The sequence below is a fragment of the Rhodanobacter sp. B2A1Ga4 genome (assembly GCF_018101315.1).
Taxonomy (GTDB): Bacteria; Pseudomonadota; Gammaproteobacteria; order Xanthomonadales; family Rhodanobacteraceae; genus Rhodanobacter; species Rhodanobacter thiooxydans_A.
In genome coordinates, this window is sequence record NZ_JADBJR010000001.1 from 1,725,264 (window position 1) to 1,747,103 (window position 21,840).

The 21,840-nt window shown below is 61.8% G+C and carries 19 protein-coding genes and 1 pseudogene; 4 read left to right on the top strand and 16 right to left on the bottom strand.

From position 1 onward, the window contains the following. Both nhaA and IMW82_RS08100 read right to left on the bottom strand, forming a co-directional pair. A complete protein-coding gene (nhaA, locus tag IMW82_RS08095; RefSeq protein WP_211004198.1) occupies positions 1–1,887 on the bottom strand; it encodes a Na+/H+ antiporter NhaA in 1,887 nt (628 codons plus the stop codon). 371 nt (positions 1,888–2,258) lie between these two features. Then, a complete protein-coding gene (locus tag IMW82_RS08100; protein WP_023082109.1) occupies positions 2,259–3,248 on the bottom strand; it encodes a zinc-dependent alcohol dehydrogenase family protein in 990 nt (329 codons plus the stop codon). Positions 3,249–3,388: 140 nt separating this feature from the next. Here IMW82_RS08100 and IMW82_RS08105 point away from each other — a divergent pair, with 140 nt between their 5' ends. Then, a complete protein-coding gene (locus tag IMW82_RS08105) occupies positions 3,389–4,285 on the top strand; it encodes a LysR family transcriptional regulator (protein WP_211004199.1) in 897 nt (298 codons plus the stop codon). Positions 4,286–4,324: 39 nt separating this feature from the next. On the opposite strand, the pseudogene IMW82_RS17825 reads toward IMW82_RS08105, so the two are convergent. Next, a pseudogene (locus IMW82_RS17825) lies at positions 4,325–4,480 on the bottom strand (IS481 family transposase); the annotation flags it as partial. Between the two features lie 79 nt (positions 4,481–4,559). On the opposite strand from IMW82_RS17825, the gene IMW82_RS08110 reads away from it, so the two are divergent. Further along, a protein-coding gene (locus tag IMW82_RS08110) for an IS3 family transposase (protein WP_211004200.1) occupies positions 4,560–5,674 on the top strand; the annotation gives its coding sequence in 2 pieces (ribosomal slippage) (positions 4,560–4,812 and positions 4,812–5,674; 1,116 coding nt in all). 105 nt (positions 5,675–5,779) lie between these two features. Here IMW82_RS08110 and IMW82_RS08115 read toward each other — a convergent pair. From IMW82_RS08115 to IMW82_RS08130, 4 genes are read right to left on the bottom strand one after another with little or no spacing between them, the layout of a single operon-like run. Next, complete coding sequence (locus tag IMW82_RS08115; protein ID WP_017514589.1) at positions 5,780–6,178, bottom strand: VOC family protein; 399 nt, start codon at positions 6,176–6,178, stop codon at positions 5,780–5,782. A 43-nt stretch (positions 6,179–6,221) separates the two neighbouring features. After that, positions 6,222–7,331: an S-(hydroxymethyl)glutathione dehydrogenase/class III alcohol dehydrogenase gene (locus IMW82_RS08120; protein WP_003291553.1), complete on the bottom strand. Its 1,110-nt coding sequence runs from the start codon at positions 7,329–7,331 to the stop codon at positions 6,222–6,224. Between the two features lie 59 nt (positions 7,332–7,390). After that, positions 7,391–7,615, bottom strand: coding sequence for a metal-sensing transcriptional repressor (locus tag IMW82_RS08125; RefSeq protein WP_013970887.1), 225 nt, complete (start codon positions 7,613–7,615; stop codon positions 7,391–7,393). Between the two features lie 60 nt (positions 7,616–7,675). Then, positions 7,676–8,419 (bottom strand): SDR family oxidoreductase, encoded by a 744-nt coding sequence (locus tag IMW82_RS08130; protein ID WP_031633346.1) that lies wholly within the window; start codon positions 8,417–8,419, stop codon positions 7,676–7,678. A gap of 144 nt (positions 8,420–8,563) precedes the next feature. Here IMW82_RS08130 and IMW82_RS08135 point away from each other — a divergent pair, with 144 nt between their 5' ends. Beyond that, positions 8,564–9,478, top strand: a complete 915-nt coding sequence (locus tag IMW82_RS08135; RefSeq protein ID WP_211004201.1) for a LysR family transcriptional regulator — start codon at positions 8,564–8,566, stop codon at positions 9,476–9,478. Between the two features lie 254 nt (positions 9,479–9,732). Here the strand turns inward: IMW82_RS08135 and IMW82_RS08140 are convergent. The 9 genes from IMW82_RS08140 to IMW82_RS08180 form a co-directional block, all read right to left on the bottom strand. Further along, positions 9,733–10,814 (bottom strand): IS3 family transposase gene (locus IMW82_RS08140; RefSeq protein WP_244754250.1). Its coding sequence is split into 2 segments (ribosomal slippage): positions 9,733–10,568 and positions 10,568–10,814, totalling 1,083 coding nucleotides; the frame shifts between segments, so codons are not numbered across the junction. Further along, a protein-coding gene (locus tag IMW82_RS08145; RefSeq protein ID WP_211004202.1) for an IS3 family transposase occupies positions 10,807–11,921 on the bottom strand; the annotation gives its coding sequence in 2 pieces (ribosomal slippage) (positions 10,807–11,669 and positions 11,669–11,921; 1,116 coding nt in all). Before IMW82_RS08145 ends, IMW82_RS08140 begins: the two co-directional genes overlap by 8 nt. Positions 11,922–12,350: 429 nt before the next feature. Continuing rightward, positions 12,351–12,794, bottom strand: coding sequence for a hypothetical protein (locus tag IMW82_RS08150; RefSeq protein WP_211004203.1), 444 nt, complete (start codon positions 12,792–12,794; stop codon positions 12,351–12,353). A 6-nt stretch (positions 12,795–12,800) separates the two neighbouring features. Continuing rightward, entirely contained in the window at positions 12,801–14,654 is a 1,854-nt protein-coding gene (locus tag IMW82_RS08155; RefSeq protein ID WP_211004204.1) for a hypothetical protein, read from the bottom strand. After that, entirely contained in the window at positions 14,647–16,227 is a 1,581-nt protein-coding gene (locus IMW82_RS08160) for a site-specific integrase (protein WP_211004205.1), read from the bottom strand. Before IMW82_RS08160 ends, IMW82_RS08155 begins: the two co-directional genes overlap by 8 nt. Further along, on the bottom strand, positions 16,214–17,494 hold the full coding sequence (locus IMW82_RS08165; RefSeq protein ID WP_244754184.1) for a site-specific integrase: 1,281 nt from the start codon (positions 17,492–17,494) through the stop codon (positions 16,214–16,216). The genes IMW82_RS08160 and IMW82_RS08165 overlap by 14 nt, the downstream gene beginning before the upstream one ends. Positions 17,495–17,680: 186 nt before the next feature. Beyond that, positions 17,681–18,196, bottom strand: a complete 516-nt coding sequence (gene ssb / locus IMW82_RS08170) for a single-stranded DNA-binding protein (protein ID WP_108470948.1) — start codon at positions 18,194–18,196, stop codon at positions 17,681–17,683. 162 nt (positions 18,197–18,358) lie between these two features. After that, on the bottom strand, positions 18,359–19,342 hold the full coding sequence (locus IMW82_RS08175) for a DedA family protein/thiosulfate sulfurtransferase GlpE (protein WP_108470949.1): 984 nt from the start codon (positions 19,340–19,342) through the stop codon (positions 18,359–18,361). Positions 19,343–19,425: 83 nt separating this feature from the next. Continuing rightward, positions 19,426–20,628, bottom strand: coding sequence for an MFS transporter (locus IMW82_RS08180; protein ID WP_108470950.1), 1,203 nt, complete (start codon positions 20,626–20,628; stop codon positions 19,426–19,428). 130 nt (positions 20,629–20,758) lie between these two features. Here IMW82_RS08180 and IMW82_RS08185 point away from each other — a divergent pair, with 130 nt between their 5' ends. Continuing rightward, complete coding sequence (locus IMW82_RS08185) at positions 20,759–21,760, top strand: polyprenyl synthetase family protein (RefSeq protein WP_108470951.1); 1,002 nt, start codon at positions 20,759–20,761, stop codon at positions 21,758–21,760. Positions 21,761–21,840: the final 80 nt, after the last annotated feature.

Consider the following 21,840-nt stretch of genomic DNA (forward strand, 5'->3'; position numbering starts at 1 on the left):
TTATCCTGCAGTTCGTCCCGCTCTGGACGGGACTTCCTGAGTGCGAGGGCCGCGGCGACTGGCTTCGAGCACTGCGGTGAGAGTGCGGGCGTCGTAACTGCCGAGCAGACGACGACCCTCGATGAAGAACGTAGGAGTGACGTGCGCACCGCTGGCGACCGCGCTGACGAGGTCACGCTCGACACGCTCGATCACCGCAGGGCTGTCGAGATCGGCGATGAACCGATCGACGTCGAGCCCAAGCTCTGCGGCGTAGCCGATCAGATCCTCGCGCTCCAGCGCGTGCTGACGGGTGAACACGAAGTCCAGCCACGGCCAGAACATCCCCTGGTTCGCCGCTGCCTCGGACGCCCGCGCGGCAATCGGCCCGTGCGGGTGGTGCGGCAGATGGCGCACCACATACCGCAGGTCGTCACCGAAGTGGGCGCGAAGATCGTCCCGCGAACCGGTGGCGTGCGCACAGTACTCGCACTCGAAGTCCACGTACTCGACGAGTGTGAGCTGGGCGTCCTCTGGCCCGCGGATGTGATCGATCTCCGGATCGACCGGCGGCTCAAGCACCATCGGCAGGTCAGCGGTCTTCTCACCCCACCTGCGAGCGGCAACCTTGAAGATCAGCCACCCGAGCAACGTGGCGAACACCATCGACACGAGCACGCCGACCGTCGCCTGGCGGCCCAGGTCCGAGGTCGTGCCGAACGCGAGCCCGATGATGAGCAGCGACACGGTGAACCCGATCCCGGACAGCGCCGCCCCACCGAACACGCTCCCCACCCCGACGCCCTCGGGCAGCCGGCCCAGGCCGAGACGGATGGCGACGAGCGTGGTGAGCCCGATGCCCAGGAGCTTGCCGAGCACGAGCCCTGCGATGACGCCCCACGTGACTGGCGAGCCAAAGGCCTCGGCGAGCAGCCCGCCACGCAGGTCCACCCCGGCGTTCGCCAAGGCGAACACCGGCACGATCAGCAGCGCCGTCGGCAGCCGCAGGAACTCGTGCAGCCGCTCATTCACCGAGATACCCTGGGACAGCCCGCAGTCCACCGCGCGGGCCGATGCGGCACTCGGAGACTGCCAGAAGTCACGGAACAACTGTCTTGCCGCAACGACCCCGTGACGTTGCGTCGCATAGGCGGGGATCAGCAGCCCCGCGGCCATCCCGGCGAGGGAGGCATGGATGCCGGAATACACGGTTGCGAGCCACAGCACGATCACGATCAACACATACGGCATTGCCCGCCACTGTCGGGTGCGCCCCAGCAACCACAACCCGACGAGACTGGCAAGGGCGATCAGCAACGGGACGACGCGGATCTCCTCGCTATAGACGATGCCGATGATGGACACGGCGAGGAAGTCATCAACCACGGTCAGGGTGAGCAGGAACACACGCAATTGACCGGACAGCCGCGGACCGACGATCGCCAGGGTGCCCAGCATGAACGCCGTATCGGTGCCGACCACCGCACCCCACCCGTGCAGGCCCTGACCTCCGGCCAGCCCCACGAGCAGGACGTACACCAGAGCGGGAAGCACAACACCCGCGACCCCCGCGATCAGAGCGAGACGGGCACGGCTGCGGTCCCTGAGCGACCCGTGGGCGAATTCCTGACGCACCTCCAGGCCGATCAGGAAGAAGAAGACGACCATCAGGCCGTCGTTGACCCAGTGATGCAGATCCATGTGCAGGCCCAATGGCCCAAAGTTGAACCCGACGTCCAGGTGCCACAACTCGAAATAGGCATCGGATAGCGGCGAGTTCGCCCACGCCAGCGCCACAACCGTGACGATCACCAGCAGCACCGCAGCCCCAGACTCAGTGCGTAGATAGCGGGCAACGCGTCTGCGTCTGATATGCGCCGAGGATTCACCGAAAGAAGAGGCTGGCATGTGCTTATCCTGTAGTTTGTGAGATCACGATGGGCCGGTTTCGGATGGACCGATCAGGCGTCCGCCTCTGGCGGCGTCTCATCATCGAGCGAGCGCAGCCAAGCGAGTCTTTCTCCCGGCCTGCGCTCAACACCTCTGTCCGTTGGCTGATACCAACCCGGCCGCGCCACGCCCTCGGGAAAATAGGTTTGCCCAGCGGCATAAAAGGCTAGAAATGGTGTCCACTTAAATCAGGTGGACACCATCGCCTTTGGCGTCGAGGCCAGGAAGGTGTGTTGGCCGGACGGATACACAGAATCGGCCAAAAGCGGTCATCAGGGCTGGCTTGAATCGGGGCCGAAGGATTACGCTCTCAGCCCCATAATTGCTGATCAGACAGTTACCACGATCTTGCCGATCTGCTGATTGGCTTCAAGGAAACGATGGGCATCCTGGATGTCGCTAAGTGTGAATGTCTTGGCGATGATCGGGCGCAACGCACCGGACTCCAACCCTTGCAGAATAAAAGCCTTTGCTCTCTCCAGGGCTTCAGGGTCGGCCACAATCTCTGCGTAGAGATAGCCCTTCAAAGTCAGGCTTTTGCCCAGCACGGTAAACAGTGGGAATGGTGTCGGTTCAGAGCTGAGTGCGCCGTACTCCAGCAAAATTCCGCCCCGCGCCATGCTCTGCGTGAGAGGTTCAAAGGACGGCCCGCCTACAGGATCGAATACAACGCGAGCGCCTTGACCGGCAGTTATCGTCATAACACGCTCGACGATATCCTCTTCATCGCTGACGATGACATGCGCAGCGCCTGCATCAAGTAGGGCTTGCTTCTTCGCGTGAGTTCGAGTGATCGCAATCGATGTGGCGCCGACCATACGAGCCATTTGGAAGGCGGCCAAGCCAACGCTGCTTGACGCGGCGGTAACGATGACAAAATCGCCCTGCCGTAGCTTCGCCTGTTCAATCAATGCCCCCCAGGCGGTGACGTACTGCATCCAAGACGCCGCAGCCTCTTCAAAGGACAAGTTCTCAGGGCTCTTTACCACCAAGTGGGCCGGTACATTGGCCAACTCGCCGTAGGTGCCCCAGCGAGCAATATCCAGAGGTGGGATCAGAGCGACCGAGTCACCAATCGTGATCTCGGTTACGTCGCTCCCAACTGCCGTTACGATGCCTGCGGCCTCGTAGCCTAAGCGGCTGGGGAACTCCGCTTCTTGCAGGTATGCGTGATTGCGGAACATCACTTCGGCTCGGTTCAAGCCAATAGCTTTAACACTAATCTGCACCTCGTTTGCTGCTGGTGCCGATACTTCCAGATCTTCCAGCTTCAGAACGCTGGCGTCACCGTATTCATGAATTCTGACAATGCGTGCCATCATAGATACCTCGTTTATCAATGGGCCTCGACGTACATCCGGAAGGTATCCGGGCACTCGAAAGGTGACGAAAATTTAGTCATTGATTGGCGCTAGATAAAGGCCTACGATGGCGTATTACTAGAAACAGAGTGTTTATAATGGATCGCCTGACCCAGATGGCCACGTTCGTCAAAACAGTTGAGCTGGGTTCATTCAGCGCCGCTGCGGACGACCTGAATCTGTCCCCTCAATTGGTAGGGAAACAGGTGAAAATGCTCGAACAACATCTGGGTGTTTCCCTGCTGCACCGGACTACGCGCAGGCAAAGCCTCACCGACTTCGGCAGGGCGTTCTACCCGCGAGCAAAACTGATCCTTGCAGACATGCAGTCTGCCGAGAGCCTGGCTGCCCTCACTCGGGGCACACCAAGCGGCCGCCTTCGCATCAACGCGCCGGTCACGTTCGGAATTCGCACGCTTTCGCCACGCCTGCTGGAATACATGGTTCGGTATCCTCAGGTGTCTGTTGACCTAATGTTATCGAACGAACTGGTCGATCTCGTTGATGATGGTTACGACGTGGTATTTCGCATCGGCGAGCTGGCGAGCAGTGGGTTGAAGGCATTGCCACTGGAGCCCTATCAGATGGTTTTATGCGCTGCACCGTCCTATCTTGCACGTCGCCCTCCCATCATCAATCCGTGGGATCTACAGCAGCAGGAGTGTCTGGGGTTTACCTATTCTGATGGCCGCTCACACTGGAGCTTCGACAGCCCGGAGGGGCGTATAGATGTTCCTATTACAAGCAAATTAACGATCAATCAAGGTGATCCACTGCTGGCAGCGGCTGTAGCTGGTCTAGGTGTGGTTCTACAGCCGATAGAGTTGGTTAGCGATGCACTGCGCGATGGGACACTGGTGCGTCTGTTGCCGCAGTACCCGGCGCCGAATACCGCAATGCACATCCTCTATGCCCCTGACCGAAGAATGACTCCAAAGCTGCGCAGCTTCTTGGAGTTTGCGCGTGAGGCCTTTGGGCAGCGAGGCCCTCTCTAACGCATGAAAATCAATCACTCCTACGCTATCCGGTATTCGTAAAGGAGGGAGGGTTTCACGCAGATGCCCCAGCAGGTCGTCCAAGGGAAGCAGGGTGCGGCGCCTGAAATCGACCACCATCGCTTCTTCAGCATCCGAGAGCCGGACGCTACATGGTTTGGCAGGCCCCATGGGTTTGTCTGTTGTCGTCGAGCGCGAACCCCGTAAGCTCCCCCACCCAGCAGACACCCCATAAGTAGAACTTTCTGGCATGTTTCCCCAGCCAGGAGGTTCCATGAAGAAGTCCCGTTTCACCGAGACCCAGATCGTCTCGATCCTCAAGCAAGCCGACGCCGGGTTACCGGTGAAGGACATCTGTCGGCAAGCCGGCATCAGCGTGGCCACGTACTACCAGTGGAAGTCGAAGTACGGCGGCCTGGAGGCGTCGGACCTGCGCCGGGTGAAGGAGTTGGAAGCCGAGAACGCCAAGCTCAAGCGCATGTACGCGGAGATGGCGTTGGACAACGCGGCACTGAAGGACCTGATCGCAAAAAAACTGTAGGGCCGGCTCAGAAGCGAGAGGCGGTGCGCTTCCTGGCCGAAGTGCATGCGCGGCCCCTGAGCCGGTCCTGTGGCTACCTCGGATTGTCGCGGGCGGCGTGGTACGCGCCGCCGCTGGACTGGACCGTGCGCGACGCCGAACTGATCGCCGCGTTGGCGCGGTTGGTGGAGGACCGGCCCAGTCGCGGCTTCTGGAAGTGTTGCGCAATGCTGCGAAGGCAGCGGCCGGACTGGAATCACAAGCGGATCTATCGGGTGTACAAGGCCATGCAACTGAACCTGCGCCGCGCCGCCAAGCGCCGCCTGCCCAAACGCCAGCGCGTCCCGCTCTATGTGCCGCGGCTGCCGGACACCGTGTGGTCGGTCGATTTCATGTCCGATGCGCTGGCCTGCGGTCGCCGCTTCCGCACCTTCAACGTGGTTGACGACTTCAATCGCGAGGCCTTGCACATCGAGGTGGACACCTCGCTGACTTCGGCGCGCCTGGTACGCATCTTCGAGCAGATCAAGCGCGACCATGGCTTGCCGCAGGTGCTGCGTTCGGACAACGGCCCGGAGTTCCTGGGCGAATCCTTCACCCAATGGGCAAAAGGCGCCGGCGTTGCCATCCAGTACATCCAGCCCGGAAAACCGAACCAGAACGCCTACATCGAACGCTTCAATCGCACCTTCCGCGAGGAAGTGCTCGACCAGCACCTGTTCGCCCGCCTCGAGGACGTCCGCGAGGCCGCGCACTGGTGGATGATCGACTACAACGAACAACGTCCCCATGAATCTCTGGGCAATCTGACGCCCAGCGAATACCGTCAACAAGCCGCCAGAAGTTCTACTTTGAAAGTGTCTGCTTGACGGGGGAGCTTACGCAGGCACCGCGCTACACGGTCCGTCTAACAGGCTCGCCGTATAATAGAGGCTTGTGCTGACCCTGTCAGAACGCTCTCAGCTTCCTTGCTTTCAGACGAAGGTGTACGAGCAGACCTTGTTGCCCGCCGGATCACGCAGGTAGGCCGCATAGGCACCCGGCAGGTGACCACGTGCGCCAGGTTGGCCCTCGTCAGTGCCGCCTGCGGCAAGGCCGGCGGCGTGGAAGGCATCCACTTCCGCGGGAGTGGCGGCCGCAAAGCCGATCGTCACGCCGTTGCTGGAAGGCGCTTCACCATTGCCCGGGCGGGCGATGATGAAAGCCGGCTTTTCGCGACCGAAAAGTACCCATCCGTTGTTGAAAGGACCGAGGTTCTTGATGCCAAGAGCACCCAGAGCGGCGTCGTAGAACGCGACCGACTTCTGAAGGTCGGCAGCGCCGATAAAGATGTGCGAAAAGATGCCATCGCCAGAAATGACAGGAGTGGACATGATTAATTTCCTTGGTGGTTGGTGTTGAATGGGTAGTGGGCGGTCAGTAGTGGATCACCGTGCGAATCGACTTGCCTTCATGCATCAGGTCGAAGGCCTTGTTGATGTCGTCGAGGCCCATGGTGTGGGTGACGAACGGGGCGAGATCGATCTCGCCTTTCATTGCGTCCTCCACCATGCCGGGAAGTTGAGTGCGGCCCTTGACCCCGCCGAAAGCCGAGCCCTTCCAGGTGCGACCGGTGATCAACTGGAACGGGCGCGTCGAAATTTCCTTGCCTGCACCAGCCACGCCGATGACGATCGACTGGCCCCAGCCACGATGTGCTGCTTCCAGTGCCGAGCGCATCACGTTGACGTTGCCGATGCACTCGAAGGTGTGATCGACACCCCAACCGGTCATCTCGATGAGAACCTCGTGAATCGGCTTGTCGAAGTCCTTCGGGTTGAGGCATTCGGTCGCGCCGAAGGTACGAGCCAGCTCGAACTTCGCTGGATTGGTGTCGATGGCGATGATGCGACCTGCCTTGGCCTGGCGTGCCCCCTGAATCGCAGCGAGCCCGATGCCGCCGAGGCCGAAGATGGCCACAGAGTCACCCGGCTGAACCTTGGCCGTGTTGTGAACAGCGCCGATGCCGGTGGTCACACCGCAACCCAGCAGGCAGACATGCTCGGGATTGGCGTCCGGGTTGATCTTGGCCAGCGAGACTTCGGCCACCACCGTGTATTCGCTGAAGGTCGAGCAGCCCATGTAGTGGTAGATCGGCTGGCCGTTGTAGCTGAAGCGGGTGGTGCCATCGGGCATCACGCCCTTGCCCTGGGTGGCGCGCACCGCCACGCACAGGTTGGTCTTGCCGCTCTTGCAGAACAGGCACTCACCGCACTCGGCGGTGTACAGCGGGATCACGTGGTCACCCGGCTTGACCGAGGTCACGCCCTCGCCGACCTCGACCACGATGCCGGCGCCCTCATGGCCCAGCACCGCCGGGAACACGCCTTCCGGGTCCTCGCCCGACAGGGTGAAGGCGTCGGTATGGCAAACGCCGGTATTCGTGATCCTGACAAGCACCTCGCCCTTGCGCGGCGGCTCGACGTCGATCTCGACGATTTCCAGTGGCTTTCCAGGCCCGAAGGCAACTGCTGCACGTGATTTCATGATGTCGCTTCCTTTACTAGCAAACTAAATTTTCCCTCACCGAGGGCACCCTGGTGCCTCTACCGCAGGTAGGAGCGGACGATGGAGATGGTCTCGTCAATGGACTTGTTCTGCGAATCGCTCCTGATTTCGCTACTGGGAAACTCTTCCCGTAGATAGCTCTCCATAACCGTTGCCATCAATCCGTTGTCAGCCCCACGAACAGCTGCAAGCTGCTGAAGAATTGCAGGGCATTCAGCACCTGCATCGAGCGCTTGCTTCTTTTCTTCCGGGCCATGTGGCACTCACCGCTTTTCACTCCAGATAGGCGGGGCCTGACGCCGAAGAGACAGGCCCTCAACTCATTAGAATTCCTGCACGGTTGGGCGCAGAACGATCTCGTTAATATCCACGTCAGCAGGCTGCTCAATTGCGAAGGCGATAGCTCGAGCGACCGATTCGGCGGGAATTGCATGCTTGTAGAAGTCCACCACGAAATCGCGGCTCTGTTGGTGGGTGCTGCCGAATTTCAGTTCGGAGTCCACGGCGCCCGGTTCGATAGTCGTGGTGCGGATGCTGCCACCGACTTCGTGACGCAGTCCTTCGGAGATAGCCCGCACAGCAAACTTGGTGCCGCTGTACACGGTGCCACCTGGGCTGAACACCTTCAGGCCTGCAACCGATGCGATGTTGATGAAGTGACCACTGTTTTGTTTCTGGAAGACTGGCAATGCAGCCGCGACTCCGTACAGCAGACCCTTGATGTTGATATCGATCATGCGATCCCACTCGTCAGTGCGAGTATCGCTGAGCGGTGCAATCGCCATCAGTCCGGCATTGTTGATCAGTACATCAATGCGACCGTAGGTGTCCACGGCACCTTGAATGAGCGTTTTGACCTCTTCCTGAGAGGTAACATCGGTCTGATACGCGATTGCCTGACCACCTGCATTGGTCAGCTCAGCCACCAATGCGTCGAGTTTATCTTTGCGACGTGCAGCCAGCACTACGCGAGCGCCAAGCGCAGCAAGGTGGCGTGCAGTAACCTCACCCAGGCCGCTACTGGCACCGGTGATAACGACAACTTTTCCAGAAATGTTATTGCTCATGCTGAGAACCTCATCGGCGGGTTTGTACTTCGCCATGGCTGGTTAACCTGGCAGTGCGCAAACTTTAGACCCATGATTGATCTCAATAAATGGAAATGATTGGATTATGCTATTCCTGAAAATGGAATAAATGGGAGGGGCAACATGCTTAACCGCATGGAGATGGTTAGGATTTTTTGCACAGCAGCAGAGGCAGGTAGCTTCCGCGAAGCGGCAACTCGATTAGGCATCTCCCCACAAGGGGTGACTCGAGCCATTCAAGCCCTGGAAACTGAGCTTGGCGAATCACTGTTCCACCGCAATACCCGCCAGGTGAGCATCACTGCTTTCGGTCAGGATTACGCCAAAGATGCCAGGTCAGCTCTGGATCATTTCGATACGCTATTCCGGTCGCACAGGACGGAGCCTGAGCTGTCAGGTAGGGTGGGGATTACGGCTCCACATGCTATTGGCAGGCGCTTCCTAATACCGTTTCTTCAGCCCCTGGCCGCTGCACATCCTGACCTGCAATTCGATCTCCGCTTGGAAGATCAGATGACTGATGCCGTTGAAGCGCATATCGATATTGGTATCAGGGTGGGGGGTATTCGCGACCGGCGCTACGTTGCACGTGCCTTAGCTCCCGTGCCGTTTTACGTTGTCGCGTGCCCGTCTCTCATAGGCCAAAAGACACCACCTGAATCTTTGGATGCCTTAGCTAAGCTGCCACTTTCAGTCCTGATCGACCGGAAAAATGGCCGCCCTTGGCCTTGGCTATTTGCCGACGGGCAAACGTTCGCGCCCAGGCAGCCAGCGCTTATCTGTGATGATCCAGATACGGAATTGGAAGCCACCCTGGCAGGCATGTGTTTTGGCCAAATTCCTGCCTATCTGGCTGAGCCTCATCTGCGGTCAGGAAAGCTGGTTGCCGTTTTGGCTGATCACGCTCCAGCACCATGGGATCTGTTCATATACCGCCCGCAGCAGGGTCCTGTATCGAAGCGGGTGCGATTGGTGTACGACCACCTTAAGCAGGCTTTCTCAAACCCCAAGCTATTTCCCCAAGGCCTGGGGACATAGCTTGAATACCTGCCAGCAATCGTCCGCTTTTGGCCGATTCTGTTGAAAAAGTAGCGGCCTTCCCATGCCGTTGGCAAAATTGCGTTGTCAGCGAGCGTGGGGGCGAACAGCATGATGGGACAGTTACCGGGAGGACAGCAGCGCTTGTTCTACTCGTTCAACCTGGAAGATCACGTCCCGGCCCAACATCTCCTGCGCAGCATCGACCAGTGCCTGGGTAATCCCCCCGCTTTTAACGGACACCAAAAGTGGAGCTAAGCGGCAAGGGCCAGTTTCTGCATTGGCGTGATGCCGCCGAGCGCCATATTCGGGCGCTCGTGATTGTAAGACCATAGCCAGCGTGTCGCCTTCTCCTGCGCCTGCTCGATCGTGTCGAACAGGGTTCGGGCAAGCCAGGCGTAACGCACCGTGCGGTTGTAGCGCTCGACGTAGGCATTCTGCTGAGGCTTGCCCGGCTGGATGTGCTCGATCCGGATGTCCTGTCTTTCCGCCCAGTTCAGAAGCGCCCCGCTGATGTACTCGGGCCCGTTGTCGCAGCGGATCACGCGCGGCTTGCCACGCCACTCGATGATTTGCTCCAGTGAGCGGATCACGCGACTCGAAGGCAATGACAGGTCGACCTCGATGCCGAGCCCTTCGCGGTTGAAGTCGTCGAGTACGTTGAACAACCGGAAGCTTCGTCCATCGCTGAGCTGGTCGTGCATGAAGTCCATCGACCAGACCTGGTTGATCGCCTCAGGCACCGCGAGCGGCTCCGGCTTCTCCCGCACCAAACGCTTCTTGGGCTTGATCCGCAGGTTCAACTCCAGCTCCCGGTAGATGCGGTAGACCCGCTTGTGGTTCCAGCGGAACCCCTTGACGTTGCGCAGGTGCAGGAAGCAAAGGCCAAAACCCCAGTCGCGATAGGTCGTGGTCAGCCGCACCAGCCAGTCCGCAATCCGGGCGTTCTCCTCGCAGGCCTTCGCCTGGTACCGGTAGCAGGTTTCACTGACCTCGAAGGTCTGACAGGCATGCCGAATGCTGGTGCGTCCGCCTTCCACTGCTGTTCTGGCCATCTCCCGGCGCTGAGATGGCCTCACCATTTTTTTGAGAGCGCTTCCTTGAGCAGGTCGGTGCTGAGCTGGGCCTCGGCGTACATCTTCTTCAGCCGACGGTTCTCCTCCTCCAGCTCCTTCATCCGGGCCACCATGGACACCTCCATGCCGCCGAACTTGCTGCGCCACTTGTAGAACGTCGCCGAGCTGATGCCGTGTTCGCGGCATAGATCCGGCACGGGTGTACCGGCTTCGGCCTGCTTGAGCACGGCGATGATCTCGTAAGCTTCCCCGTCAAGCAGACACTTCAAAAGTAGAACTCTCGGCGTGTCGAACGCGGTACTCGGCAGGCGTCAAGCCGCCGAGCGCGTCGTGGGGTCGGGCCTCGTTGTAGTCGATCATCCACCAGTGCACGGCCTCGCGGACGTCTTCAAGGCGTGCAAACAGGTGTTGATCCAGTACCTCTTCGCGTAACGTACGGTTGAAGCGTTCGATGAAAGCGTTCTGGTTCGGCTTGCCGGGTTGGATGTACTGGATCGCGACGCTGTTGGCCTTGCACCAGGCGGTAAAGGCCTCGCCCAGGAACTCCGGGCCGTTGTCCGAGCGCAGCACCTGCGGCAAGCCGTGATCGCGTTTGAGTTGCTCGAACACACGCACGAGCCGGTTGGAGTTGATCGACGTGTCGACCTCGATATGCAGTACCTCGCGGTTGAAGTCGTCGACCACGTTGAAGGTCCGGAAGCGTCGACCACAGGCCAGCGCATCGCTCATGAAGTCGACCGACCAGACGGTGTCCGGCAGCCTGGGCACGTACAGCGCCACGCGTTCGCGCTTTGGGAGGCGTCGCTTCGCAGCCCGCCGCAGGTTCAATCGCATCGCCTTGTAGACCCGGTAGATCCGCTTGGGGTTCCAGTCCGGCCGAAGTCGGCGCAGTTGATCGCTGCACTTCCAGAAGCCGCGGCTGGGCCGCTCCTCCACCAGCTTTGCCAGCGCTGCGATCAGCTCCGCATCGCGCACCGTCCAGTCCACCGGCGGCGCGTACCACGCTGCCCGCGACAGCCCCAGGTAGCCACAGGACCGGCTCAGCGGCCGCGCGTGCACTTCGGTCAGAAAGCGCACCGCCTCGCGCTTCTGGGCCGGCCCTACAGTTTTTTTGCGATCAGGTCCTTCAGTGCCGCGTTGTCCAGCGCCATCTCCGCGTACATGCGTTTGAGCTTGGCATTCTCGGCTTCGAGCTCCTTGACCCGCCGCAGTTCGGACGCTTCCAGGCCGCCGTACTTGCTCTTCCACTGGTAGTAGGTCGCGGTGCTGATGCCGGCCTGTCGACACAGGTCTTTTACCGGCACGCCAGCGTCCGCCTGCTTGAGGATCGAGACGATCTGGCTTTCGGTGAACTTCGAAGTGCGCATGGAACCTCCTGGCTGGAAAACGATGCCAGAAAGTTCTAGTTATGAGATGTCTGCCTGCCGGGGAAGCTTACGATCTGGCTGTCTGTGAAGCGGGACTTCTTCATGGAACCTCCTCGGGAAAGGGTACGAGAAAATTCCACTTCTGGCGTCAGCTAACCCGTGGGGGGATTACCCTCCCATTCCTTGGCAAACGCGATCGCTCGCGCCTTGATCTCGTTCCAGCTCAACGGCATGGCAGCTCCCCCTGTGCCACCGAAGGATACGTCATGGGTCTTGCTCATTCACAGGCGTAGCCTGGACCGGAGAACAGCCGGAGCAGCCATCAGGGCACTCCGCCACACTGCAGAGCGAATCACACGGCGTGACAAGGAGGTCCAGCCGCGCAGCGCGGTGGGCAAGTCCACGCGCGTCGAATTTCAGTGAGCCCCGCTACGTGGACCGAACCTTCCTTCTCTTCTCGCGACGGCCCGACCGATTTATTTCAGGCAGGGGCTTGTCCAGCATTAGCACGTCCATACGCACATTGTTCGCGTAAGCGTTGTATTGCCAACGCCGAAACTGATCAAGCAGGAGTTTGTTGGCTTCCTCAAGCCGTTTTACCTGTGCTTCCAGATCAGCGATGCGGCGCGTAGCGACGTCCAGCGTGAAGTCTATCGGATGCGCGTCACGTGCATCCCGCAAGTCCTGCTGGCGCTGCTGAAACCGCTCTTTGATGGCGGGGTATAGGTACATGGTGTGCTTCGAGATCGAAGCCACGTTTAGCACCTTGGCAACCCGGTCACAGAATAGCGGCCAGGTGAGCTTCCCCTCCCAGCGATCCAGCTCGCGCATGATCTTGGGTAGCGTTGTCTTGGTGACGATTTGCTTGGGCATGACGGTTCAGCTCAGCGCCAAGGAAATGAGCCGCGGACTAGGCGCCTCGGTGGAGGGCAACTCCACCACCACACCCAAGTCCATAAGGGCACGGCGAACCGGAGATGGATCATGCCCGTCAGGAATTCTCAACACCTCGCCTTCCGGAAGAGCAGGATGCTCCAAGGCCATACGCATCGCTCTTACGTGCGCTAACTTCCACTTGTGGTTGTCGACCCAGCGATCAGCGCCAAAGTCGCCGTCCTCGTGGGCCTTCTGGGCTTGCTGGAGCAGAACCTCGGTCTGCGCCTCCAGCAGGCGAATCCGATCCAGGGTGACGTGATCGCCTTTAACACACACGTGCTCCTTGCAGGTCATGCATTCGCGCTGCTTCTGGCAGGGCGCCATAGCGTAATCGTGGACGCACATGCCATAGAGTGTGGCCTTGGCCGTGCCCAGCCGATCAACCCCAAGCTCTTGGTAAGTCACTGGCTGCCGGTGCTTGACACGCTCGAGCAACGGAGCCGGTTGAATCGGAAGCAGCTCTCGAATCGCCTCGAGGCGTTCCTCGGGCGTGCGATGGTCGTAGTGGCGATTATCGGCAACTCGGGCGCGACCCGCCCACTGCGCCAACGTGTAGTCGTCCATGCCCGCGCGCTCTGCCATCGTGCTGAGCCAATGGCGAAGCTGGTGAGTGGTCAGTTTGATACGAGTTCCATCGGCATTTCGCAGGCCCATGCGATCAAAGAGTGAGGAACTCACACCAGAGCCCAGACGTCTGTTTACCTCGGTTGCATGGGGAACGCGCCATGAGCCTGGACGGATCGCCCTTTCGCGGCTGAACTCGTTCTCACGGTGCAGACACAGCGCGTCCCAGGTCTTCAGCGTCTTCTTCTCGTTCAGGAAAGGCCAGTAGAGGCCTCCAAACTCCTCAAGGAGATTGGTCGTCTCTGCTCCTCTCGACAGCTGCTCCAAACAATCGAACGCCGACCGCGCCGCCTCGCGGGCCGGACCGCCGATTTCGACCAAGCGTCGCACAGCCTCTTGAACGACCTCATGCATAGCGGGCACGACCCACTTTTTTGCTGCCCCTTTGCCCTTTGCTGCGTGCCAGCGCAGGTACATTTGGGGCTGGCCGCGCTCGTCGTTCTCCCACTGAATGCAGTCGACGGGCAGCTTCAGGACTTCTGAAACACGGCCTGGTGCGGTCATCAGCAGGATGAAGATCGAAGAATAGAACCGGCTTTCCGAGTCGTTCGCCTGCGCGAACACGTCGGCGACGGCCAGCATGACCTCATTCGAAGGGAGCTTCGCCTCACGGTGCGCCCTCCCCACCTCGCCGAGGTCCTCTGTCAGGATCACCGGCTTTTTGAAAGGCGACCTCCAGGTCGGCAGCGATGGAACTAGGTGTTTTTCGCGCAGGAAGTCGAAGATGGCTTGCATTTGCAGCCCAGTCTTGTGGTGCACATCCTCGCTGGAATACAGCTCCCGGCACTTGGTGGCGCAAATGTCCATTACTGCCCCCGTCAGCAGTACTACATCTGCACGGCCGCAGGCGGTCAGCAGACCCGCTTCCAGGCAACGCAGTGCCTGTAGCATCATCGCCAGACTCTTTACCGGCCTGTGGCTGTAGCGATAGCGAATGTACGCCTTGGCGAACTGCTTAAACGGCTCCGCCATCGGCTTAAAGGAGTAGCTATCGAATGGTGCTGTTTTGGTGGCGAAGACGACGACTGTTTCGTTGTGCTGCCACTTGTCGCTGTCCCAAGCGCCGCCACTGGCGAAGGCCGTTAGGTCCTCCCTTGCTAGGCGGATGAACTCGGCAAGGTTGGCGCTAGCTTCGCGCTCGGCGCGAGGTACGAATTGGACCACCTCACCCATGGCCAGCGGCCTCCAGCAAAGCTAAGTCTGGCCCCTGCACCTTTGCCTCCTTGCACATCGCCACGCAATGCTCGACCGCGAGAATCAGCTGGTCGTTGGCATTGACGACGACATCCGCACATCCCGCCGCCCGGGTGCGTTCCTTCTCGGCGTAGAGGTCCACCAGCACCTCCTCATGCGGTCCGTCCACCCAAGGCTGGAAGTGATAGCACGTGTAACAGGCGCGGAAGCCGCTAGCACAGAAGCCGTAGTTCCCGCAGGTTCCCACTGCGTGCTGCCGCTCGTTCGGCACGCGACTGCGGGGGTCCTCACCCCTGATAGCCTCGCGCTCCGAGCGGACCAAGCGGCCTAAACAGGCCTGCGCGAACGGAGCGAGCTGGGCACCCACCAGTTCATCGATGACCACTGCCTCTTGGGCGGTGTTCTCCGTGTACACGCGTACATTCTGGATGTCGGAATGATCCAGCAACTCGGCAATGATGAAGGCGCTGAAGCCTTCGCGGCGAAGTTTCGTGCCGCGCGTATGCCGAAATCGCGTTGCCGACAGGCGAATGAGCTCTCCAGTGCGCTCCGAGCGTGCGGTTGAGGATTTCGCGCATCGTTGCAGGGCGGAATCAAGTGAACTGGTCTTCGCGTGCAGTTGGTCGGGCGCACGACCCAGCAGGAGATCCCTGAGTTCGTCGGCACGGCTAATTTTCTGTACCCGCTGGCGATTCAGAAAAATCGGCAATTCAACTGCCAGCGCGGAATCGAGCTCCTGCCCGATTGCTGCGGACACGGCTGCGACCGATTGTCGATGCTGCTCGCGCAGCACTAGGTAGAGGTCTTCGAGAACGGCCAAGGAGCGGAAGGCTCCACGAAACGCGACGCCTCGCTGCTTGGCTCGTGGAATGCGGAGTCTATACATCGGTGCGCCACCACCGGGTTCCTCAACAAGGTCCCGCCTCCTGAGCGCCGCTATCTGGACGGGGCGTCGTGCCGTCATGGCTAGGGTGAGCAGATAGGCATAGTCCTCAAAGGCGATGTCCTTGCTGGCCACCGCCATGTTCGCCCAATCCAGAACGGCGTCCATCTCGAGGTCGGTATAAGGTCCACTCTCCGGGCAGCCGCTGGCGACGGCGGCGCCCTTCTCGTTTCCTTGGATTCGCCAGCCCTGGAGTAAGTCGACGACCTCTTCGGAGACCCCCGCAAAACCGTAGTCGTACCAAGCCAGTAAAAACCCTTTCAATCCGCCCAAATACCATTGCTGGTCGGGTCCTAGACTGGCACGCCAGTTGACGAGATCGACCACCGTCACCTGCGGCGCCATGGTGTCCCGAAGGTAACGCTTGAAGCGCGTCTCCATGTTTCGCGTATGGCGAGCGGATGCCTCTTCCGCGTAGCGCAACAGCGTGGCGCGAAATCCCGCTTCTGTAGAAACGTCAACAAGTCCCGGCAAGACAAGTGAAACCTGCACGTCCTTGTTGAGCTGCCAATGATCATCCGATGGATCGAACGGGTAGCCGTCCTTGGAGACCGCCTGAGCCGTTGAGCCCCCCAGAACCTCAAGCAGCTTGCGCTCAGCGCGACTCATCACTGTTCTCCTTCGAGATATCACGGCGCTTCAGTCCCGCCTGCACCTGACGCACGGCCCTGTCACTGGTTTCGCGGATGTGGCGTCGGTTGTACGTCACACCTGAGGCTTTGCTCCGATGGCCGTTGAGGAAGGCACGAACATCCAGTTCTCTTGCTTCGCTGATCGCCGGCGCCTGTGCTCCCACAGCTCCCGACTTTGCCTTGGCATTCTGCTGATCGATGCTGACTGAGAGCTCGTAATTCCAGTGATGCCGAAAGGCGTGGGGGTGGATGGCCTCGAAGGCCGGGTCCACGGCACGCATCCGGGCAAAGATCTGGCTGTTGAGGGCAGAGACCGACAGCGGCTTGCCCCAGGTGCTGCCCTTCCGGTGCGAGACGAGCAGGTAGGGGTGGCGCCTAGCGGGCCCGACCCTGGCTCGCACCTGCATGATGTAACGATCAATCTGGTTGGCCAGCACCTCCGGAAGCGACAACGGACGCTCCTTGGTCTTGGCTACCGGCTGATAAGGGCGTGAGTCATGCTTGTCGTCGTGGTTGCGACGGACCCAGACGAGCGGCTCGTGGCCCAGCTCGAATTGATCGAGGCGAAGGCTCAACAACTCCCCGCGCCGCATTCCGGTGTGTCGAAGCAGTCCAAAGATGATTGCGTTTCGGAGCTGGACGTCTGGGTGCCTGAACGGATTGCGTGGATCGCCCTCGGCACCGATCGCCATGAACCGCTCGACCAGCTCGGAGGGCGGGGAGCGCTCATCCAGATCCTGCTCCCGTTGCTTTACCAACCCACGCGGCCGGTGCTTGCGGAGGGCCTCGGCCATGCGCGCGATTTCCTGTGCGGCCTGAGGCGAATTCTGGTGCTGAGTGACGACCGAGGCCGTGAATTCCAAGTAGTCGGCAAACGTGCTCAAGCGGTTGAAGTGCTGCTGCCCGCCGATGGCGGCCTGAGCCCGACTTGAGGCAACGCTCGCCTCGAGGAAATCCACGACGCCTTGCTTGCGTTGCTTTGCCACGTCTTCAACGGACGCCAAGTGCCGCATATCGAGCTTGGCGAAATCACGCAGCGAGGCCACGTCGGCGATGGTGAGAAACCGCCCGCTGCGAAACTCAGCTATCAGGTCCCGGCCATGCTCCTGCTCCCAGCGCAGGAGCACGTTGAGATCGGCCAGCTTGTTTCGGATTGTGTTGACGGCCGCGCCGACATTGCGGAGTTGGGAAGTGGCGAACAGGGTCGGATAGAACAGCGGCAGACCCAGTTCATCCTGGAGCATCGGGACACGCTCTCCCTCGCCAAGCACATGGACTGACAGCGTTGGCATCGCCCTTTCTCGCCCGTTCTCAGATGCGCACAACTATATCCAGCTTTTTCAACTGTGCAAGCAACCCTAGAAAAAGAAAAAGCCCCGCAGAACGGGGCTTTCCTCGAATCTTTCTCGATACTCGAGATTAAGTGTTCGCTAGAACGGGATCTCGTCATCCGCGAAACCGTTGTCGGCTGGAGCCGGCGACTGGCGCGACTGGTTGCCGTAATCGCCGCCGCGCGACTGGCCACCGCTTGCGCTGCCGCCGCTACCCTGGCGCTGGCCGCCCTGCGGGCGCTCGCGCTGGTAACCGCCGCCACCCGCGCCACCCTCGCTACCGCCGCCGAGCATCTGCATCTCGCTGGCGATGATGTCGGTGAAGTACTTTTCCACACCATCCTTGCCGGTGAACTTGTCGGTGCGGATGGACCCCTCGATGTAAACCTGGCGCCCCTTCTTCAGGTACTCGTTGGCGATTTCACCCAGCCGGCCGAAGATCTTGATCCGGTGCCACTCGGTACGCTCCTGCTTCTCGCCGGACTGCTTGTCGGTCCACGACTCGGAGGTGGCCAGGCTGAAGCTGCAGATGCTCATGCCGCTGCCGGTGCTGCGCAGCTCCGGGTCTGAGCCAAGGTTGCCGATCAGGATGACTTTGTTGACGCCACGTGCCATGGGTATGTCCTCGTTGAGCCGGGCGCAAGTCTGCGATGGGTTGCGGCCGGAGTGGTGGATCAGGCGGGCTATCATAACCGCAGCACGGGTCCGGCGCAGCGGCCCGGAACCCCGGCAGACGTGGGTTTCGTCCGGCCCAGGCCGTCCGGGCCAGGCGGTGCTTCAGGCCGGCGTGCCGGCAGCCCGCAGGTCGGCCGCAGCGGACGGTACAGGCAGGCGCTCGACCCCGTAGCCGGCCGCGTCCCACGCCTCCAGTCCGCCCAGCAGCGGGCGCACCCGGCGATAACCCTGCGCCATGAGGACCTTGGCCACCCGGGCGGCGGACACTTCGTTCGGGCAGTTGCAGTAGACCACCAGCTCGCGGTCGAGCGGGATGTCGTGCACGCTGCGGTCGATGCCGTGGTCGTCGAGCAGCAGCGCGCCGGGGAGCACTCGCGTATCGAGCAGCCGCGAGCCTTCCGCGCGCACGTCCAGCACGACCGGCGCCGACTCCGACTTCATCGCGCGCTCCAGCTCATCGACCGTGATGCGCGCCATCCGCAGCGTGCGCAGCAGGCGCCGGCGCTGCCACCAGCGTGCCAGGACGTACAGCGCGAGCAGGACCAGCAACACTCCCAGCGCGAACGTGCCGGCATCCGCGATGGCTGCCAGCAGGTCGTCGATCTGATCGGCAAAGGCATAGCCCAGCCCAACCGCCACCGCGCCCCACAGCAGCGAACCCAGCCCGTCGAACCACACGAACCGCGACAGCGGCAAGCCCATCGCACCCACCAGCGGCGGCGCCACCGTGGCCAGCCCCGGCACGAACTTCGCGATCAGCAGCACCTGCCCGCGCCAGCGCTGGAACTGGATCTCGGAGCGCTGCACGCACGAGTCGGGCGACAGCGAGATACGGCACAGTAGGCGCATCACGCCCCCGCCATAACGGCGGCCGGCCGCGTACCACAGGGCATCGCTGAGCAGGCAGGCCGCCACGGTGACCAGCAGCACGCCAACCGGCGACACCTGCCCATGCGCCGCCAGCGCACCGGCCACCACCAGCGTCGGCACCGCCGGCAGCGGCGCGCCAAGCTGGGTCACCAGCACGTTGAGGAACACCAGCAGCACGCCGTACTGCGCGATCAGTGCGAGGATTTCATGAGCCATCGAAGCGGTACCCGATGCAGCGAAGCGCCGAGCATCCATGATTGGCCCGCCAATCGGCTATTGCAAACCCTGCGCGGGCCGCACTACGCCGGTTGGGCTTCGCCTGCAGTCTGGCGACCTATCCGGCGCGAGCCGGCAACCACCAGCGGCAGCCACAGCAGGGTCAGCGCCGCGGCGTAGACGAACACGCCGTCGGGCCCGAGTCGACCCAGCGTGATGCCGCCAAGCGTGCCGCCGACGAACGCGCCGATGAACTGGCTGGTCGAATAGGCACCCATCGCCGCACCGCGCAGGTGTTCCGGCGCCAGCCGCGAGACCAGGCTGGGCAGTGCCGCCTCCAGCAGGTTGAAGGCGGAGAAGAACACCGCCGCAGCCACGCCGAACGCGGCCAGGTGGTTGCCGGACAGTGCGAAGCCGAGCAGGGCCAGACCGATCGCCACCACGCACACCATCACGATGCGCAGGCTCTGCGCGATCTCGCGCATGAGGTGCAGGCTCGCACCCATCACAAACGCAGCCACCGTCATCACCGGCAGGTACAACTCCCAGTGCCGGTTCACCGGCAGGTGCAGCGTGTTCGCCAGCAGCAGCGGCAGGCCGACGAAACTGGCAGTGAGCAGCGCGTGCAGGAAGAACACCGAGCCGTTAAGCACCAGCATCCGCCCGTCGCGCAGCATCGCCAGCACCGGGCCGAAGCCAGCCGCTGCCGGCGCACGGGCACGCGCCGGCGTGGGCACGATCAGCCACAGCAGCGCCAGCGAGGCCAGCGCCAGGATCGAGGTGGCGGCGAACAGCCCGGGCAGCCCGGCGACCGCCTCCAGCGGCGGCCCCAGGATCAGCGCCAGCAGGAACGCCAGCCCGATCGACACGCCGATGATGCCCATCGCCTTGCCGCGGTTTTCCTCGGCGGTGAGATCCGCCGCCAGCGCGATGCCGGCACCGGCCACCGCGCCCATGCCCTGCACCGCGCGGCCGACCACGATGCCGGCCAGCGTATGCGACATCGCCGCGATCAATCCGCCGATGGCGAACAGGATCAGCCCCAGGGTGATCGCCGGCTTGCGCCCGATGCGGTCCGACAGCAACCCCAGCGGAATCTGCAGCAGCACCTGGCCGATGCCGTAGACGCCCAGTGCCAGGCCGATCATGAAGCCGCTGGCGTCGGGCATCGCCTTCGCGTACAGCGAGAATACCGGCATGATCAGGAACAGGCCGAACAGGCGCAGGCTGATCACGCAGGCCAGCGTCAACGCGCTGCGCAGTTCAATGCTTGAGAGTTTGCTCACTGGGGGATGTACATCGCCAAAGCCATGGCCGGCATTATAGGGGGCACCACGCACAACGACTGTGGTGACATGTCGCGGCGCAAGTTCCTGCAGCCCCTATAATCACGTCCTACGCCGCTGCGATGCACCCATGAACTCGATGCCTGCCGACGCCACCCGCCCCGCCGACTTCGCCCAGGTGCGCGATCTTGCCGCCGCCGACATGCAGCGCGTCGACGCGCTGATACGCCAGCGGCTGTCCTCCGACGTGGTGCTGATCAACCAGATCGCCGACCACATCATCGCCGGCGGCGGCAAGCGGCTGCGCCCGATGCTGCACGTGCTGGCCGCCGGTGCCGCCGGCTACCACGGCGAGCATCACACCAAGCTCGCCGCGATCATTGAGTTCATCCACACCTCCACCCTGCTGCACGACGACGTGGTCGACGAATCCGACCTGCGCCGCGGCCGCAAGACCGCCAACGCGCTATGGGGCAACGCCGCCAGCGTGCTGGTCGGCGACTTCCTGTACTCGCGCTCGTTCCAGCTGATGGTGGAACTGGACGACATGCGCATCATGCGCATCCTCGCCGACACCACCAACACCATCGCCGAGGGCGAAGTGCTGCAGCTGCTCAACATCGGCAACGCCGACGTCAGCGAAGCGGCCTACCTGGCCGTGATCGAGCGCAAGACCGCGGTGCTGTTCGCCGCCGCCACCGAACTGGGCGGCATCCTCGGCGGCCTGCCGGAAAACCAGATCGCCGCGCTGCGCCACTACGGCATGGAACTGGGCTACGCGTTCCAGATCGCCGACGACCTGCTCGACTACACCAGTGACGCCAGCACGCTGGGCAAGAACATCGGCGACGACCTCGCCGAGGGCAAGCCGACCCTGCCGCTGATCTACGCGCTGGAGAAGGCGAACCCGGAACAGGCGCAGTCACTGCGCCATGCCATCGAGCACGGCGGGCTCGACTCGCTCGACCGCATCATCGCCTCGATCCGCGATTCCGGTGCGCTGGAACGCACCCGCGAGCGCGCCCTGCTGCACGCCCGCGCCGCCCGCACGGCCCTCACCGCGCTGCCGGCATCGGCGCATCGCGATGCCCTGGCGACCTTGGCCGAGTATTCGGTGCAGCGCACGTTCTGACGGTTGGCGGAATTCAGCCGCGGGGCTCTCCACTTTCGATGCGCTGGCGGGAGCGCATTTTGTCCGCAGGGGGCCTGTGG